17 protein-coding genes are annotated in these 14,938 nt (G+C 70.9%); all 17 read left to right on the top strand.

Features of this window, described 5'->3' with window-relative positions; translation table 11 throughout:
- Positions 1 to 139 precede the first annotated feature (139 nt).
- The 17 genes from ACQPZF_RS34045 to ACQPZF_RS33965 all read left to right on the top strand — a co-directional run bounded on the left by ACQPZF_RS34045 (position 140) and on the right by ACQPZF_RS33965 (position 14,859).
- Positions 140 to 1,486: an ammonium transporter gene (locus tag ACQPZF_RS34045; RefSeq protein ID WP_433264079.1), complete on the top strand. Its 1,347-nt coding sequence runs from the start codon at positions 140 to 142 to the stop codon at positions 1,484 to 1,486.
- Positions 1,483 to 1,821, top strand: a complete 339-nt coding sequence (locus tag ACQPZF_RS34040) for a P-II family nitrogen regulator (RefSeq protein ID WP_433264077.1) — start codon at positions 1,483 to 1,485, stop codon at positions 1,819 to 1,821. Before ACQPZF_RS34045 ends, ACQPZF_RS34040 begins: the two co-directional genes overlap by 4 nt.
- A 19-nt stretch (positions 1,822 to 1,840) precedes the next feature.
- On the top strand, positions 1,841 to 4,192 hold the full coding sequence (locus ACQPZF_RS34035) for a [protein-PII] uridylyltransferase (protein ID WP_433274836.1): 2,352 nt from the start codon (positions 1,841 to 1,843) through the stop codon (positions 4,190 to 4,192).
- Between the two features lie 271 nt (positions 4,193 to 4,463).
- Positions 4,464 to 5,021, top strand: coding sequence for an AAA family ATPase (locus ACQPZF_RS34030; protein ID WP_433264075.1), 558 nt, complete (start codon positions 4,464 to 4,466; stop codon positions 5,019 to 5,021).
- A 36-nt stretch (positions 5,022 to 5,057) separates the two neighbouring features.
- Positions 5,058 to 6,590: a signal recognition particle protein gene (gene ffh / locus ACQPZF_RS34025; RefSeq protein ID WP_433264073.1), complete on the top strand. Its 1,533-nt coding sequence runs from the start codon at positions 5,058 to 5,060 to the stop codon at positions 6,588 to 6,590.
- Positions 6,587 to 7,663 carry an amidohydrolase family protein gene (locus ACQPZF_RS34020; protein ID WP_433264071.1) on the top strand — a complete coding sequence of 359 codons (1,077 nt, stop codon included), beginning with the start codon at positions 6,587 to 6,589 and terminating at the stop codon, positions 7,661 to 7,663. The genes ffh and ACQPZF_RS34020 overlap by 4 nt, the downstream gene beginning before the upstream one ends.
- Before the next feature lie 94 nt (positions 7,664 to 7,757).
- Entirely contained in the window at positions 7,758 to 8,534 is a 777-nt protein-coding gene (locus ACQPZF_RS34015; RefSeq protein ID WP_433264069.1) for a lysostaphin resistance A-like protein, read from the top strand.
- The gene (locus ACQPZF_RS34010; RefSeq protein ID WP_433264067.1) at positions 8,531 to 9,286 is read left to right on the top strand and encodes a LamB/YcsF family protein; all 756 of its coding nucleotides are present in this window, start codon (positions 8,531 to 8,533) and stop codon (positions 9,284 to 9,286) included. Before ACQPZF_RS34015 ends, ACQPZF_RS34010 begins: the two co-directional genes overlap by 4 nt.
- A 151-nt stretch (positions 9,287 to 9,437) precedes the next feature.
- Positions 9,438 to 9,866, top strand: a complete 429-nt coding sequence (gene rpsP / locus ACQPZF_RS34005; RefSeq protein WP_433264066.1) for a 30S ribosomal protein S16 — start codon at positions 9,438 to 9,440, stop codon at positions 9,864 to 9,866.
- The gene (locus ACQPZF_RS34000; RefSeq protein ID WP_015104447.1) at positions 9,863 to 10,102 is read left to right on the top strand and encodes an RNA-binding protein; all 240 of its coding nucleotides are present in this window, start codon (positions 9,863 to 9,865) and stop codon (positions 10,100 to 10,102) included. Before rpsP ends, ACQPZF_RS34000 begins: the two co-directional genes overlap by 4 nt.
- 8 nt (positions 10,103 to 10,110) lie before the next feature.
- Entirely contained in the window at positions 10,111 to 10,626 is a 516-nt protein-coding gene (rimM, locus tag ACQPZF_RS33995) for a ribosome maturation factor RimM (protein ID WP_433264063.1), read from the top strand.
- On the top strand, positions 10,616 to 11,353 hold the full coding sequence (gene trmD, locus ACQPZF_RS33990; protein ID WP_433264061.1) for a tRNA (guanosine(37)-N1)-methyltransferase TrmD: 738 nt from the start codon (positions 10,616 to 10,618) through the stop codon (positions 11,351 to 11,353). Before rimM ends, trmD begins: the two co-directional genes overlap by 11 nt.
- 160 nt (positions 11,354 to 11,513) lie before the next feature.
- The gene (gene rplS / locus ACQPZF_RS33985; protein ID WP_184690378.1) at positions 11,514 to 11,873 is read left to right on the top strand and encodes a 50S ribosomal protein L19; all 360 of its coding nucleotides are present in this window, start codon (positions 11,514 to 11,516) and stop codon (positions 11,871 to 11,873) included.
- Between the two features lie 34 nt (positions 11,874 to 11,907).
- Positions 11,908 to 12,822, top strand: a complete 915-nt coding sequence (gene lepB, locus ACQPZF_RS33980) for a signal peptidase I (RefSeq protein WP_433264059.1) — start codon at positions 11,908 to 11,910, stop codon at positions 12,820 to 12,822.
- 4 nt (positions 12,823 to 12,826) lie between these two features.
- Positions 12,827 to 13,732, top strand: coding sequence for a signal peptidase I (lepB, locus tag ACQPZF_RS33975; RefSeq protein WP_433264057.1), 906 nt, complete (start codon positions 12,827 to 12,829; stop codon positions 13,730 to 13,732).
- Between the two features lie 9 nt (positions 13,733 to 13,741).
- Positions 13,742 to 14,536 carry a ribonuclease HII gene (locus tag ACQPZF_RS33970; RefSeq protein ID WP_433264055.1) on the top strand — a complete coding sequence of 265 codons (795 nt, stop codon included), beginning with the start codon at positions 13,742 to 13,744 and terminating at the stop codon, positions 14,534 to 14,536.
- Complete coding sequence (locus tag ACQPZF_RS33965) at positions 14,536 to 14,859, top strand: DUF2469 domain-containing protein (RefSeq protein WP_015104440.1); 324 nt, start codon at positions 14,536 to 14,538, stop codon at positions 14,857 to 14,859. The genes ACQPZF_RS33970 and ACQPZF_RS33965 overlap by 1 nt, the downstream gene beginning before the upstream one ends.
- The last annotated feature ends 79 nt before the right edge of the window (positions 14,860 to 14,938 follow it).

The raw sequence follows: 14,938 nt of genomic DNA, 5'->3' as shown, positions 1-14,938 counted from the left end.
GAGAGCGTTCGCTTCAACCACGCGAAACGTGCCCGTAACACCAGGACGGGGACAGTTCACCCGCGTGAAACCTGGCACGCGGCCCGGCGAAACAGGACGTCCCGATGCTCCCTGCAACCGACGTGCAGTGGAGGTCGACGTGGATACAGGGGACACCGCCTGGTTGCTCACCAGCTCCGCACTGGTGCTGCTGATGACGCCCGGCCTCGCCTTCTTCTATGGAGGCATGGTCCGGTCCAAGAGCGTGCTCAACATGATGATGATGAGCCTGGGCGCGATCGGCGTGGTCGGTGTGCTCTGGGTGCTGGTCGGCTACTCCACCGCGTTCGGCGCCGATGTCGGGGCCGGGCTGCTGGGCAGTCCGTTCGAGTTCTTCGGCCTGGACGGCCTGCTGGGCAAGGACGCGCTGTCGGGGACCATCCCGACCACGGTCTTCGTCGGCTTCCAGGCGATGTTCGCGATCATCACCGTCGCCCTGGTCTCGGGCGCGATCGCGGACCGCGCCCGGTTCGGGCCGTGGCTGCTGTTCGCCGGGCTGTGGTCGCTGCTCGTGTACTTCCCGGTCGCGCACTGGGTGTTCGACTTCGACGGCAAGGACGCCGCCGGCAACGTCGTGGACCCCGGCGGCTGGATCGCCAACAAGCTCCTCGCCATCGACTTCGCGGGCGGCACGGCCGTGCACGTCAACGCCGGCGCGGCGGGTCTCGCGCTGGCGATCGTCCTGGGCAAGCGCGTCGGCTGGCCCAGGGACCGCATGAAGCCGCACAGCCTGCCGCTGGTCGTCCTGGGCGCGGGCCTGCTGTGGTTCGGCTGGTTCGGGTTCAACGCGGGCTCCGCCCTCGCCGCGAACACCACGGCCGGCGTCACGTTCGTCAACACCCTGGTCGCGACCTGCGCCGCGATGCTCGCCTGGCTGGCCGTGGAACGCGTCCGAGACGGCAACGCGACCACCTTGGGCGCCGCCTCGGGCATCGTCGCCGGACTGGTCGCGATCACCCCGGCGTGTTCCGCCGTCACCCCGTTGGGCGCCATCGGGATCGGCGCGATCACCGGCGCGCTGTGCGCCCTGGCCGTCAGCCTGAAGTACCGCTTCGGCTTCGACGACTCGCTCGACGTGGTCGGCGTGCACCTGGTCGGCGGTCTGTCCGGCACCATCCTGATCGGCTTCTTCGCCAGCGGCGCGGCCCCTGCGGGGGTCGACGGGCTCTTCTACGGTGGCGGCGTGGACCAGGTGTGGCGGCAGGCGGTGGGCGCGCTCGCCGTGCTCGCGTACTCGTTCGCGCTCAGCCTGGTCCTCGGCTACCTGGTCAAGCTGACCGTCGGCTTCCGCGCCGACGAGGAGTCCGAGATCGGCGGCATAGACGAGGCCGAGCACGCGGAGACGGCGTACGAGTTCGGCAGCGGCCTGTCCGGTTCGCGTGGCCACACCAAGCCCGGCGTGGCCGCCGGCGCGACCGCGGTCCTTGAGGGGAGCACCAAGTCATGAAGCTGGTCACCGCGATCATCAAGCCGTTCACGCTCGATGACGTGAAGGCGTCGCTGGAGCAACTGGGCGTGCTCGGCATGACCGTCAGCGAGGTCCAGGGCTACGGCCGGCAGAAGGGCCACACCGAGGTCTACCGGGGCGCCGAGTACGCCGTGGACTTCGTGCCGAAGCTGCGCGTCGAGGTGCTGATCGAAGACGCCGCCGTCGACAAGGTGCTGGACGCGGTCGTGGAGGCCGCCCGCACCGGGAAGATCGGCGACGGCAAGGTCTGGGTGACCCCGGTGGAGGCGGTCGTCCGGGTGCGGACCGGGGAGCGCGGATCCGACGCTCTGTAGGGAACGGGAGACGGCCGTGATGGAGCACACCGAGACGGCCGTCGTCACGGCTGACGACCTGGTGCGGGCACGTGACCGCCTGCTCGCGCCAGGTCGCCGCCGGCTGACGGGCGAGCCGCTGCGCGAGGCTTTGACGGACCTGCACGAGTTCTGGCTCACCGCGCACGCCGCGCAGGCGGGCGTCGGCGGGCCGGGCAGCGGACTGGCCCTGGTCGCCGTCGGGGGACTGGGCAGGCGCGAGCTGGTGCCCTACTCGGACCTCGACCTGGTCCTGGTGCACAACGGGCACAAGGGCGTGGATGAAGTGGCCGAGCAGCTCTGGTACCCGCTGTGGAACTCCGGCATCGGCCTGGACCACTCGGTGCGGACCGTGGGCGAGGCCCTGCGCGTCGCGGCCGGGGACCTGCGGACCGCGTCGGGGCTGCTGGACATCCGGCACCTCGCGGGCGACCCGGAGATCAGCGGGCGGCTCGCGGAGAGCGCGCGGCAGGCGTGGCGCTCGGGTGTGCGGACCCGGCTGGACGAGATGGCCGAGTCGGCGCAGCGCCGCTGGGCGCGCAGCGGGGAGATCGCGCACCGCGTCGAGCCGGACCTGAAGCACGGTCGGGGCGGGCTGCGGGACCTGACCCTGCTGGACGCGCTGTCCGTCGCGCAGTTGACCGATCGGGCTTCCGCCGAGGTCGACGAGGCTCGGGTGTTGCTGTTGGACGTGCGCACCGAGTTGCGCAGGGTCGCCCGCCGTCCGCGTGACGTGTTGCGGGCGCAGGACGGTGACGAAGTCGCGTCGGCACTGGGTCTGGCGGACCGGTTCGCGCTGGCCCGTGCGACGTCATCGGCCGCGCGCACGATCGTGTACGCGGTGGACGTGGCCATGCGTGCGGCGCGTGCGGCCGTGCCCAGGCGCGGGCTGGGTGTGTTCGCCCGTTCCCCGCTGCGGCGGACACCTGCCCGGCGGCCGTTGGACGAGGGCGTCGTGCTGCACGGGACCGAGGTGGCGCTGGCCCGTGACGCCATGCCGAGCCGCGACCCGGCGTTGCTGCTGCGAGTCGCCACCGCCGCCGCGCGGAGCAAGCACCCCATCGCGGCCGGGACGTTGTCGAAGCTGGCCGATTCCGCGCCCGAACTGCGCCGCCCCTGGCCACGCGAGGCACGTGACGAGCTGCTGGCGTTGCTGGGCAGCGGCTCCGGGCTGGTCGACGTGGTGGAGGCACTGGACCGGACCGGTTTGTGGGGTCGGCTGTTCCCGGAGTGGGGCGCGGTGCGCGACCTGCCGCCACGCGACGCGGCGCACATGTGGACCGTGGACCGGCACCTGGTCCAGGCGACCGCCCACGCGGCGCGGCTGGTGACGCGGGTGTCACGGCCGGACCTGTTGCTGCTGGGCGCGTTGCTGCACGACATCGGCAAGGGGCGGGAGCAGGACCATTCCGAGGTCGGAGCGGCCCTGACCACGCAGGTGGCCGAGCGCCTGGGCCTGTGGCCGCAGGATGTCGTCACGGTGAGCGCGCTGGTCCGGCACCACCTGTTGCTGCCGCACACCGCCACCCGGCGGGACGTGGAGGACGAGACGACCGTGCGGCGGGTGGTCGACACGCTCGGCGGCGACCCGGTGCTGCTGGAGCTGCTGCACGCGCTGGCGGAGGCGGACGCGCTGGCGACCGGGCCGGGTGTGTGGTCGGCCTGGAAGGCTTCGCTGATCAACGACCTGGTGGCGCGGTGCCGGACGGCCATGGCGGGCGACCCGTTGCCCGAGCCCGAGCCGTTGGACCGGCGTCAGCGGGACCTGGCGGCGGCGGTGTCGGTCTCCGGCAAACCCGACGTGCTGATCGACGCGCACGACCACTTCGCTGCGGTGACCGTGGTCGCTCCGGACCGTCCGGGGCTGCTGTCACGGGCGGCGGGCGTGCTGGCGTTGAACTCGCTGGAGGTGCACTCGGCCGTGCTGCGGTCCCATGAGGGGGCCGCGGTGGACGTGTTCACGGTGTCGCCCCGGTTCGGGTCTCTGCCCGAGGTGAGCCTGCTGCGCGAGCAGTTGACCCGGGCGGTCGACGGGTCGTTGGCTCTGGCGGAGAAGCTCGCTGTGAAGGAACGGGACTACGGCGGCCCGCCGTTGGGCCCGCCGCCGCCGAAGGTGCTGTGGTTCGACGAGTCGAGCGGGGCGGTGGTGCTGGAGTTGCGGGCGGCGGATCGGATCGGGTTGCTGCACCGGGTGGCGGATGCGTTGGAGCGGTCCGGAGTGGACGTTGTCTGGGCTCGGGTGTCCACATTGGGCTCTACTGTGGTCGACTCGTTCGCGATCACCGGTTCGGGAGTGCTGGACGCGGTGTCGCGGGCCGAGATCGAGCGGGTGGTGTTGGGCGCCGCCCGCTGAATTGCGTAGGTCTACGCACAACCTATAGCGGGTGCTCACGCTGCCCCTGGTCGTTCTCGGCGGGCAGGCTTCTGGCTGTGACGCGGGGGCCGCCGGGGTTGGGCGGAGGGAGCGTCACCGACGAAAGGTCCGGGGGCGGCCCACTGAGGGGTTGGGCCGCCCTCGGGGCATGCCTCCGGGGAGGCGTCGGGGCAATCGGGAGTAGTCGATTCGGTGGCGGTTTGGGAGTGGAACTCCTGCGGGTCCGAAACGTCTCTTTAGTATGGATGCGATGACCGCCGTCGCCGTAGCGCCGCGAGCCCTCGTCGTGCTGGCCGGACTGCCTGGTGCGGGTAAGACGACGTTGCTCGCCGGGGTGGACACCGGGGGTGCGTCTGCCGTCGTGTTGGACTCCGACCAAGTGCGCGGATACCTCCGGGGTGTGTTGCCCGCGTCACTGCCGTACCGCTTCTACCGGCCCCTGGTCCACCTGGTCCATCGGCTGCGCATCCTCTGGTTCGCGGTCACGGCGGCGGGGCTCCTCCTGGTGCACGAGCCGTCCACGCGGCCGACGACGCGGGCCGGGCTGGTTGCCGTCGGGTTCGTCAGCAATCGGCCCCGGCACTTCCTCTGGCTCGACGCCAGTCCCGAGGAGGCGCTGTCCGGGCAGGTGCGGCGGGGGCGGTTGATCCGGCGGGGGTCCTTCGCGCGGCACGTTCGGCGGGCCGAGCAGTTGCGCAAGCGGTTCGCCGAAGGCAAGGCCCCGCGTGGGTGGCAGGCGTTGACCGTGCTCACCCGCGCCGACCGCCTGCGACTGTCGGTGGGTGCGAACGGCTACCCTGGCAGGTAGTCAATGGTCCGACGACGTGCGAGGTCTGGCGGCATCGTGTTCAACACCCTTTCCGACCGGCTCACCTCCGTCTTGCAGAACCTGCGGGGCAAGGGGCGGCTGTCCGAGGCCGACATCGACGCCACCGCGCGCGAGATCCGCGTGGCGCTGCTGGAGGCCGACGTCGCGCTGCCCGTGGTGCGGACGTTCATCGCGAAGGTCAAGGAGCGCGCCAAGGGCTCCGAGGTCTCGCAGGCGCTGAACCCCGCCCAGCAGGTGGTCAAGATCGTCAACGAGGAGCTGATCGGCATCCTCGGCGGCGAGACGCGCCGGCTGAACCTCGCCAAGAACCCGCCCACGGTGATCATGCTCGCGGGTCTCCAGGGCGCGGGTAAGACGACGCTGGCCGGGAAGCTCGCCAAGTGGCTGCGCGGGCAGGGACACACGCCGATGCTCGTCGCCTGCGACCTCCAGCGACCCAACGCCGTCACGCAGTTGCAGGTCGTCGGTGAGCGGGCCGGGGTGCCGGTGTTCGCCCCCGAGCCCGGCAACGGCGTGGGCGACCCCGTGGACGTGGCCCGGCGCGGTATCGACGAGGCCAGGCGGGCGCAGCACGACGTCGTCCTCGTCGACACGGCCGGCCGGCTGGGCGTCGACGAGGAGATGATGCGCCAGGCCGTCGACATCCGCGCCGCCGTGCAGCCCGACGAGGTGCTGTTCGTGGTCGACGCGATGATCGGCCAGGACGCCGTGAACACGGCGACCGCGTTCCGCGACGGTGTCGGCTTCACCGGTGTCGTGCTGACCAAGCTCGACGGCGACGCCCGCGGTGGCGCCGCGCTGAGCGTCCGCGAGGTGACCGGCCAGCCGATCCTGTTCGCGTCCAACGGCGAGAAGCTGGAGGACTTCGACGTCTTCCACCCGGACCGGATGGCGTCGCGGATCCTCGGCATGGGCGACATGCTCACCCTGATCGAGCAGGCCGAGCAGGCGTTCGACGCCGACCAGGCCGAGGCCGCCGCGGTGAAGATGGGGTCCGGCCAGTTGACGCTGGAGGACTTCCTGGAGCAGATGCTCGCGCTGCGCAAGATGGGCCCGATCGCGAACCTGCTCGGCATGCTGCCCGGCGCCGGCCAGATGAAGGACCAGCTCGCCAACCTGGACGAGAAGCACCTGGACCGCGTGCAGGCCATCATCCGCGGCATGACGCCCGCCGAGCGGGACGACCCGAAGATCATCAACGCGTCCCGCCGGCTGCGCATCGCGAACGGCTCGGGCGTCCGGGTCAGCGATGTGAACGACCTGGTCAACCGGTTCTTCGAAGCACGCAAGATGATGTCGCAGATGGCGGGCCGGTTCGGGCTGCCGGGCGGCAAGAACACCCGCAAGGGCAAGGGGAAGAAGGGCAAGAAGGGCAAGGGGCGCGGTCCCACGCAGCCGAAGGTCCGCGGCGGCTTCCCGGGCATGCTGCCGGGCGGGATGCCTCCGGGGATGACCGGTGGCGGGATGCCCGAGCTGCCGCCGGGGCTGGGCAGCCTGGACCAACTGCCGCCCGGGTTCGACCCGTCGAAGTTGAAGTTCGGCAAGTGAGCGGTCTCCACCTGCGCGGGGTCGTGCTGCCCGACGGCGGCGACCCGCGTGACCTGTGGGTGGTCAACGGCCGCGTCCGCACCCAGCCGGTGCCGGGCGCGCGCACGGTCGTGGACGGCGGCTACCTGGTGCCCGGCCTGGTCGACGCGCACTGCCACGTCGGCCTGGGCGCCAAGGGCCCGGTCGACCTGCCCGAAGCGGTCGAGCAGGCGTTGGTCGACCGGGACGCGGGCACGCTGCTGATCCGGGACTGCGGCTCGCCGCTGGACACCCGGCCGTTGCAGGAACGCCTGGACCTGCCCCGGATCATCCGCGCGGGCCGGCACCTGGCCCGGCCCAAGCGGTACATCAAGTACCTGGGCGTCGAGATCGAGGACGAGCAGGACCTGCCCTCCGCCGTGGCCGAGCAGGTCGCGAACGGCGACGGCTGGGTCAAGCTGGTCGGCGACTGGATCGACCGCGGCACCGGCGACCTGGCCCCGCTGTGGTCGGACGACGTGCTCACCCAGGCGATCAAGGTCGCGCACGACGGCGGCGCGCGGGTCACCGCGCACGTGTTCGGCGAGGACTCCCTGCCCGGACTGCTGGCGGCGGGCATCGACTGCGTCGAGCACGGCACCGGGCTGACCGACGACACCATCGCCACCATGGCGGCGGCCGGCACCGCGCTGGTCCCGACGCTGATCAACATCGAGAACTTCCCGGACATCGCCTCGGCGGGCGCGGAGAAGTTCCCGGCGTACGCCACCCACATGCGTGCGCTGTACGAGCGCAACAAGGCCACCATCGCGTCGGCGATCGAGGCCGGCGTCCCCGTCTACGCGGGCACCGACGCGGGCGGCGGCATCCGGCACGGCCGGATCGTGGACGAGATCCAGGCCCTGCACGCGGTCGGGCTGTCCCGGCACGACGCCCTGGCCGCCGCGTCCTGGTCGGCGCGGGAGTGGCTGGGCTTCCCGTCGCTCGTGGAAGGCGCGGCGGCGGACATCGTCGTGTACCGGGACGATCCCCGCGAGGACCTGGCCGCGCTGCGGCACCCGTCGCTGGTCATGCTGCGCGGACGCATCCACTGACATACCGCGCGTAGCGCTCGTTCGGGCGCACCGCGGCTTCTTTCGCCTCCGCCGACTATCCGTCCGCAAGCGCCCCCTGACTAGGGTGTTTGCTGTGAACCCTCCGGATGAACCCCCGACAGGGCTGATCGCCGGCGTCCGGGCGGTCGGCCGTGAGCCGTCGCCCTCTCCGGCCGGGCAGCGTTGGGGTTTTGGCGCGTTCCTATTGGTCGTGGCGGTGTTCGTGTTGTCCGCCGTGTTCATCACTGCGGTCGCGCGCACCTCCGGCACGGATATCGGCACGTCGGTGGCGTTCATCCTGATCGGCTCGATGGTCCCCACCGTGCTGGCCGCGGTGGTCGCCGTGGTGATCACCCGCGTGCGCGGCAACGGCCCGCTGGTGGACCTGCGGCTGGGCTGGAACTGGGCGGACGTGAAGATCGGGCTCAAGCTGGGCCTGCTCGGGCTCGTGCTTACCTACCTGGCCGCGCTGGTCTGGTCGAGGGTCGTCGGCGACCAGAACGCGACGTCCGCGATCGGCGAGCTGGTGGACGGCGCGGCACTGCCGCTGTCCGCCGCGATCGCGATGTTCCTCTACGTCTGCTTCGTGGGCCCGATCTGCGAGGAGCTGATCTACCGGGGCCTGCTGTGGGGCGCGATCGAACGCCAGGGCTGGAGCCAGTGGGCCGCGTTCGTGCTCACCACGCTGATCTTCGCGGCCAGCCACCTGGAGCCGCTGCGCACGTCGCTGCTGATCGTGATCGCCCTGCCGATCGGCATCGCCCGCCTGATCACCCGCCGGCTCACCGCGAGCGTCGTGGCGCACGTGGTCAACAACTTCCTGCCCGGTCTGACGCTGCTGCTCGTGTCGGTCGGGGTGATGCCCACGTGATCGACCTGAACAGCGACCTCGGCGAGGGCTTCGGCATCTGGCGGCTGGGTGACGACGAGGCCCTGCTCGACGTTGTGACCAGCGCGAACGTGGCCTGCGGGTTCCACGCGGGCGACCCGTCGACCATGCGCCGGGTATGCGCGCGGGCCGCTGAGCGGGGTGTCGCCGTCGGCGCGCAGGTGTCCTACCGCGACCTGGCGGGCTTCGGCCGCAGGTTCATCGACGCCGACCCGACCGAGCTGGCCGACGAGGTGCTGTACCAGATCGGCGCCCTGGAAGCGTGTGCGCGCGCGGCCGGCACCCGGGTGTCTTACGTGAAGCCGCACGGGGCCTTGTACAACGCGACGGTGCACCACGACGCACAGGCCGAAGCCGTGGTGAACGGCGTGAAGGCGTTCGGCGACCTGCCGGTGCTCGGGCTGCCCGGCTCACGTCTGCTGCATCACACCGCACGGGTCGGCCTGCGCGCGGTGCGCGAGGCGTTCGCCGACCGCGCGTACACACCCGAAGGCACGTTGGTGCCGCGCAGCCGGCCCGGCGCGGTCCTGACCAGCTCCGACGCCGTGCTCAACCAGGTGTTGCGGCTCGCCCGACGCGGTGAACTCGTCGCGATATCGGGTGAGACGATCGCGGTGGAGGTGGACTCCATCTGCCTGCACGGCGACACTCCAGGCGCCGTAGAGCACGCCCGATCAGTGCGGAAAGCGCTCACCGCAGCGGGTGTGCGGCTGGGGCGATTCGTCGTGGACTAGGCCGGTCTGGCAGAATGGCCTGTTGTTCGCCGCGGTCGGTCCCTCTCACCGTGCCATGGCGCCCAGACACTTGGGCTTTCCCACCCGTGCCCCACGCGGGCGAGGAGCGCCCGCACCTGAGCAAACGAGAGCCTGAGGAGCACCCACACCCGTGGCCGTCAAGATCAAGCTTCAGCGGCTTGGCAAGATCCGTCAGCCGTATTACCGCATCGTCGTCGCCGACGCGCGCACCCGCCGCAACGGCAAGGCCATCGAGACGATCGGCAAGTACCACCCGAAGGAGGAGCCGTCGTTCATCGCGGTCGACTCCGACCGGGCGCAGTACTGGCTGGGCGTCGGCGCGCAGCCGACCGAGTCCGTCCAGCGCATCCTGGAGATCACCGGCGACTGGCAGAAGTTCAAGGGCCTGCCGGGCGCCGAGGGCACCCTGAAGGTCAAGGAGCCCAAGCCCAGCAAGGCGGACCTGTTCGCCGCCGCGCTGGCCGCCGCCGGTGACGCGCCGACGACCGAGGCCACCACGCCGAAGAAGAAGGCCTCGAAGAAGTCCGACGAGGCCGAGGCTCCCAAGGACGAGGCGTGAGCTTGTTGGCTGACGCCCTCGAACACCTCGTTCGGGGCATCGTCGACCACCCGGACGACGTCCGGGTGAACCTGGTCACGACCCGGCGCGGCCGTACGCTGGAGGTGCACGTCCACCCGGACGACCTGGGCAAGGTGATCGGCCGCAGTGGCCGCACCGCGACCGCCCTGCGCACCGTGATGGCCGGCATCGGCGGTCGTGGCGTGCGTGTCGACGTGGTCGACACCGACCGCTGAGCGCGCGCATGGACGTCGTCGTCGGCCGGGTGGCCAAGGCGCACGGGATCAGCGGCGAACTCGCCGTCGACGTGCGCACCGACTCGCCGGAGCTGCGGTTCGCCCACGGCTCGGCGCTGGTCGGCAAGCTGCGTGACGGCACGTCCCGCACCCTCACCGTCGCAGCCGCCCGGAACCACTCCGGGCGGCTGCTGGTGCGTTTCGAAGAGGTCCTGACCAGGGACGTCGCCGAGACCCTGCGCGGCATGCTGCTGCTCGCGGGCACCGAGGACCTGCCGCCGACCGGCGACCCGGACGAGTTCTACGACCACCAACTGGAAGGCCTGCGGGCCGAGCTGCTCGACGGCACCGAGATCGGCACCGTGCTGGAGATCGTGCACGGTCCGGGCGGCGAGCTGCTGGTCATCCGCCGCGAGGCCGACGAGGTGCTGGTGCCGTTCGTGCGGCAGATCGTGCCGACCGTGGACGTGGCCGGCGGACGCGTCGTGCTGGACCCGCCCGAGGGCCTGCTCGATGCGGATTGACGTCGTCACGATCTTCCCGGAGTACCTGGACCCGCTGCGCGCGGCGCTGCTCGGCAAGGCCATCGACAAGGGCCTGATCAGCGTCGACGTGCACGACCTGCGGGACTGGACGCACGACGTGCACAAGGCCGTGGACGACAGCCCGTACGGCGGCGGTCCCGGCATGGTGATGAAGCCCCAGGTGTGGGGCGAGGCGTTGGACGCCGTGTGCGCGGGGGAGACCCCTCGGCTGGTCGTGCCCACGCCCGCCGGCCGGCCGTTCACCCAGGAGCTGGCGCACGAGTACGCCGCCGAACCCCGGCTGGTGTTCGCGTGCGGCCGGTACGAGGGCATCGACCAGCGCGTCGTGGACGACGCGTCCCGGCGGATGCGCGTGGACGAGGTGTCCATCGGCGACTACGTGCTGGTGGGTGGCGAGGTCGCGGTGCTGGTCATGGTGGAGGCCGTGGTCCGGCTGCTGCCCGGCGTGCTGGGCAACCCGGCGTCGGCCGCGCAGGACTCGTTCTCCGACGGCCTGCTGGAAGGCCCCTCGTACACCCGGCCCGAGGTGTGGCGGGACCTGCCGGTGCCCGAGGTGCTGCGGTCCGGCAACCACAAGGCGATCGACCGCTGGCGGCGCGACCAGTCGCTGCGCCGCACCCGGGAGCGCCGCCCCGAACTGCTCGACGCCCTCCCCGAAGGCACCTTGGACAAGCACGACCGGAAGCTGCTGGACGAGCTGCGATAGCCCCGATTTCGTCGGGACGCAACCCATCTGGCACACTGGACAGGTTGCTGCACCCGGGTCGTCCGGCGTGCGCCGCAAGCCCGCCCCCGCGCGATGTGCAAGTTGAGACGTCTCGCGCCTCGGGGAAGTACGTATACGTGAGGACGAGGACGGACCACCGATGAACACCCTGGACGCTCTTGACGCCCAGTCGCTGCGCTCCGACATCCCGAGCTTCCGGCCGGGCGACACGCTGAAGGTCCACGTCCGCGTCATCGAGGGCTCCCGCGAGCGGGTCCAGGTGTTCCAGGGCGTCGTGATCCGCCGGCAGAACGGCGGCATCCGCGAGACCTTCACCGTCCGCAAGGTCTCGTTCGGCGTCGGCGTCGAGCGCACCTTCCCGGTGCACTCCCCGAACATCGCCGAGATCGAGGTCGCCACCCGCGGCGACGTCCGCCGGGCGAAGCTCTACTACCTGCGCGACCTGCGCGGCAAGGCCGCCAAGATCAAGGAGAAGCGCGAGGCCAAGCCGGCCTCCTGACGGCCGGTTCACGCGCAGCCAGTAGCCTGCCCACGTGGCAGAACCCGCGCACAGCTCCGCTGACGAAGACGGTCAGGAACCCGATGCCGAGTCCACCGCGGACTCGGCATCGGGCCGTAAGGGCAAACAGAAGAAAAAAGCCCCGCTCTGGCGCGAGATCCTCGTGCTGCTGGGCACGGCTCTCGTGCTCACCGTCCTGATCCAGACATTCCTCGCGCGCGTGTACGTGATTCCGTCGGCGTCGATGGAGCAGACGCTGCACGGCTGCACGGCACCCTGCTTCGGCGACCGGGTGCTGGTGGACAAGCTCGTCTACGACTTCACCGACATCGAGCCGGGCGAGGTCGTCGTGTTCCGCGGACCACCGGCGTGGACCGCGAACGACTTCCAATCGCCTCGTTCGGATAACCCGATCGTGCGAATTTTCCAATCCGGTCTGTCCCTGGTCGGCCTCGCGCCGCCGGACGAGCGGGACTTCGTCAAGCGCGTCATCGCGGTGGGCGGGCAGACCGTCGAGTGCTGCGACGAGCAGCACCGGCTGAAGGTCGACGGCAAGCCGCTGGACGAGCCCTACATCTACTGGCAGCCCGGCTCCAGCCCGTCGGACCACGACCCGTTCGAACCGGTCAAGGTGCCCGAGGGCCAGCTTTGGGTGATGGGCGACAACCGCACCAACTCCACCGACTCGCGCCGGCAGGGCGGGGGCGGCGTGAACGGGACCGTGCCGGAGTCGGACGTCATCGGCAAGGCGCGCGCGATCGTGCTGCCGCCGTCCCGCTGGGGAGGCATCGGCGACCACAACGCGCAGGCGGTGGCGCTGGACGCGCCCGCGTGGCAGTCCGGCATCCCGGCCGGCGCGGGGCTGGTCGCCGCGTGGCCCGTGGTGTTCCTCGGCCGGAAACTCCGCAAGCGGTTGACCAGGGCCTCACAGGCCGGATCGGTACGCTGACCCAGTGGTAGACGTCGCACCTTCCCGCGGTTCGTCCGACGAGGACCCCGAGCGCGCCTCCGACGAGGAGAAGATCGAGGAGTTCCGCGAGCGCTCGAAGAAGGCCAAGCGGAAGGGCTCGTTCTGGCGTGAGCTGCCGATCCTGGTCGTGGTGGCGGTCGGGCTGGCGTTCCTGATCCAGACGTTCCTGGCGCGGGTCTACATGATCCCGTCGGAGTCGATGGAGCAGACGCTGCACGGCTGCGCCGCGCCGTGCTTCGGCGACCGGGTGCTGGTGGACAAGCTGGTCTACGACTTCACCGAGCCCTCGGCGGGCGAGGTGGTCGTCTTCCACGGTCCGGATAGCTGGACGAACCAGGACTTCGCGCCCGCCGAGCCGGCGAACCCGGTGGTGTCGTTCTTCCAGGGGTTGGGCTCGCTGATCGGCATCCCGACGGCGAGCGAGGAGGACTTCGTCAAGCGGATCATCGCGGTCGGCGGGCAGACCGTGAAGTGCTGCGACGACAAGAACCGCGTGCTGGTCGACGGCAAGCCGCTGGACGAGCCGTACGTGTACTGGGAGCCGTCGCGCGGGAGCTTCCAGGAGTCGTTCGAGGAGCTGAAGATCCCGGACGGGTACCTGTTCGTGATGGGTGACAACCGGAACGACTCGTGCGACTCGCGGTGCCAGGGCGACAAACGGCTCGGCGGGCTGGTGCCGGTGGAGAACGTGGTGGGCAAGGCCCGGGTGATCGTGCTGCCGCCGTCCCGCTGGGGTGGCGTGTCCGACCACAACCCGCAGGCCGTGGCGCTGGGCGCGCCCGCGTGGCAGGACGTCGCGCCGGCCGGGGTGGGCGTGGCGGCGGCGTGGCCCGTGCTGCTGGTCGGCAGGCGGGTGAGGGCGCGGATCCGGCGTTCGCGGCTGGGATAGGGTCGGGTGGTGATCCGCAAGCCGCCTCGCGCCCAGGTTCGGCAGACCGCGGGGATCTGGGCCTTCCAGTCCGCGCTCGACCGGCGTGGCCTGGGGCCGGTCGCCGGGGTGGACGAGGCCGGGCGCGGTGCGTGCGCCGGTCCGCTGGTGGTGGCGTCGTGCGTGCTCAAGCCCGGTGACGCGGCCCGGTTCGAGGGGTTGACCGACTCGAAGCTGCTGACCGCCCTGGCGCGGGACCGGATGTACGACCTGGTGCTGAAGCGGGCGGTGGACTACGCGGTGATCGTGATCCCGGCATGGGAAGTCGACCTGATCGGTCTGCACGTGGCGAACATCGAGGGGATGCGGCGGGCCGTGGCGCAGTTGTCCGCGCACCCCGGGTACGTGCTGACCGACGGTTTCCGGGTGCCGGGCCTGACCGCGCCGAACATGCCGGTCGTCAAGGGCGACCGGGTGGCCGCGTGCGTGGCGGCGGCGTCGGTGCTGGCGAAGGTCACCAGGGACCGGATCATGACCGGAATGCACGAGGAACTGCCCGTCTACGGATTCGACGTGCACAAGGGCTACAGCACGCCCGAGCACGGCGCCGCGCTGCTGGAGCACGGGCCGAGCGCGGAGCACCGCTGGTCGTATGCGAATGTGGCGTCGGCGGCAGCCCGGCACGGGTTGACCCCGCCGCACCGAGTGGCGCGTGACGTGCTTTCCGACGCCGTGGTCCAGAATGGAACATCGCCGCGGACCAGCGGTGGCAGGCTCGCGACGAGGAGGGGCGCGGATTCGATGATTACCCGCGCGGAGGCGTGATGAGTGCAGAGGATCTCGAAAAGTACGAGACCGAGATGGAGTTGTCGCTGTACAAGGAGTACCGCGACATCGTCAGCCAGTTCTCGTTCGTCGTGGAGACCGAGCGGCGGTTCTACCTGGCCAACTCGGTGGACGTGCAGGTCCGCAACGCGGACGGCGAGGTCTACTTCGAGGTGCGGATGTCCGACGCCTGGGTGTGGGACATGTACCGGCCCGCCCGGTTCGTGAAGAACGTCCGGGTGATCACCTTCAAGGACGTCAACGTCGAAGAGCTGGACAAGCCCGACCTGAGGCTGCCAGAGGACGGTCCGTTCAACTCCTGATCGCCGTTGCACCACAGGGGCTCATCCACCCGGATGGGCCCCTTAACGGCGTTACGGGCCGATACCACATCCCTCCGAC

Origin of the sequence: Actinosynnema sp. CS-041913 (assembly GCF_050942485.1) — a bacterium.
Taxonomy (GTDB): Bacteria; Actinomycetota; Actinomycetes; order Mycobacteriales; family Pseudonocardiaceae; genus Actinosynnema.
This window is presented reverse-complemented; position numbering and strand designations above follow the sequence as displayed.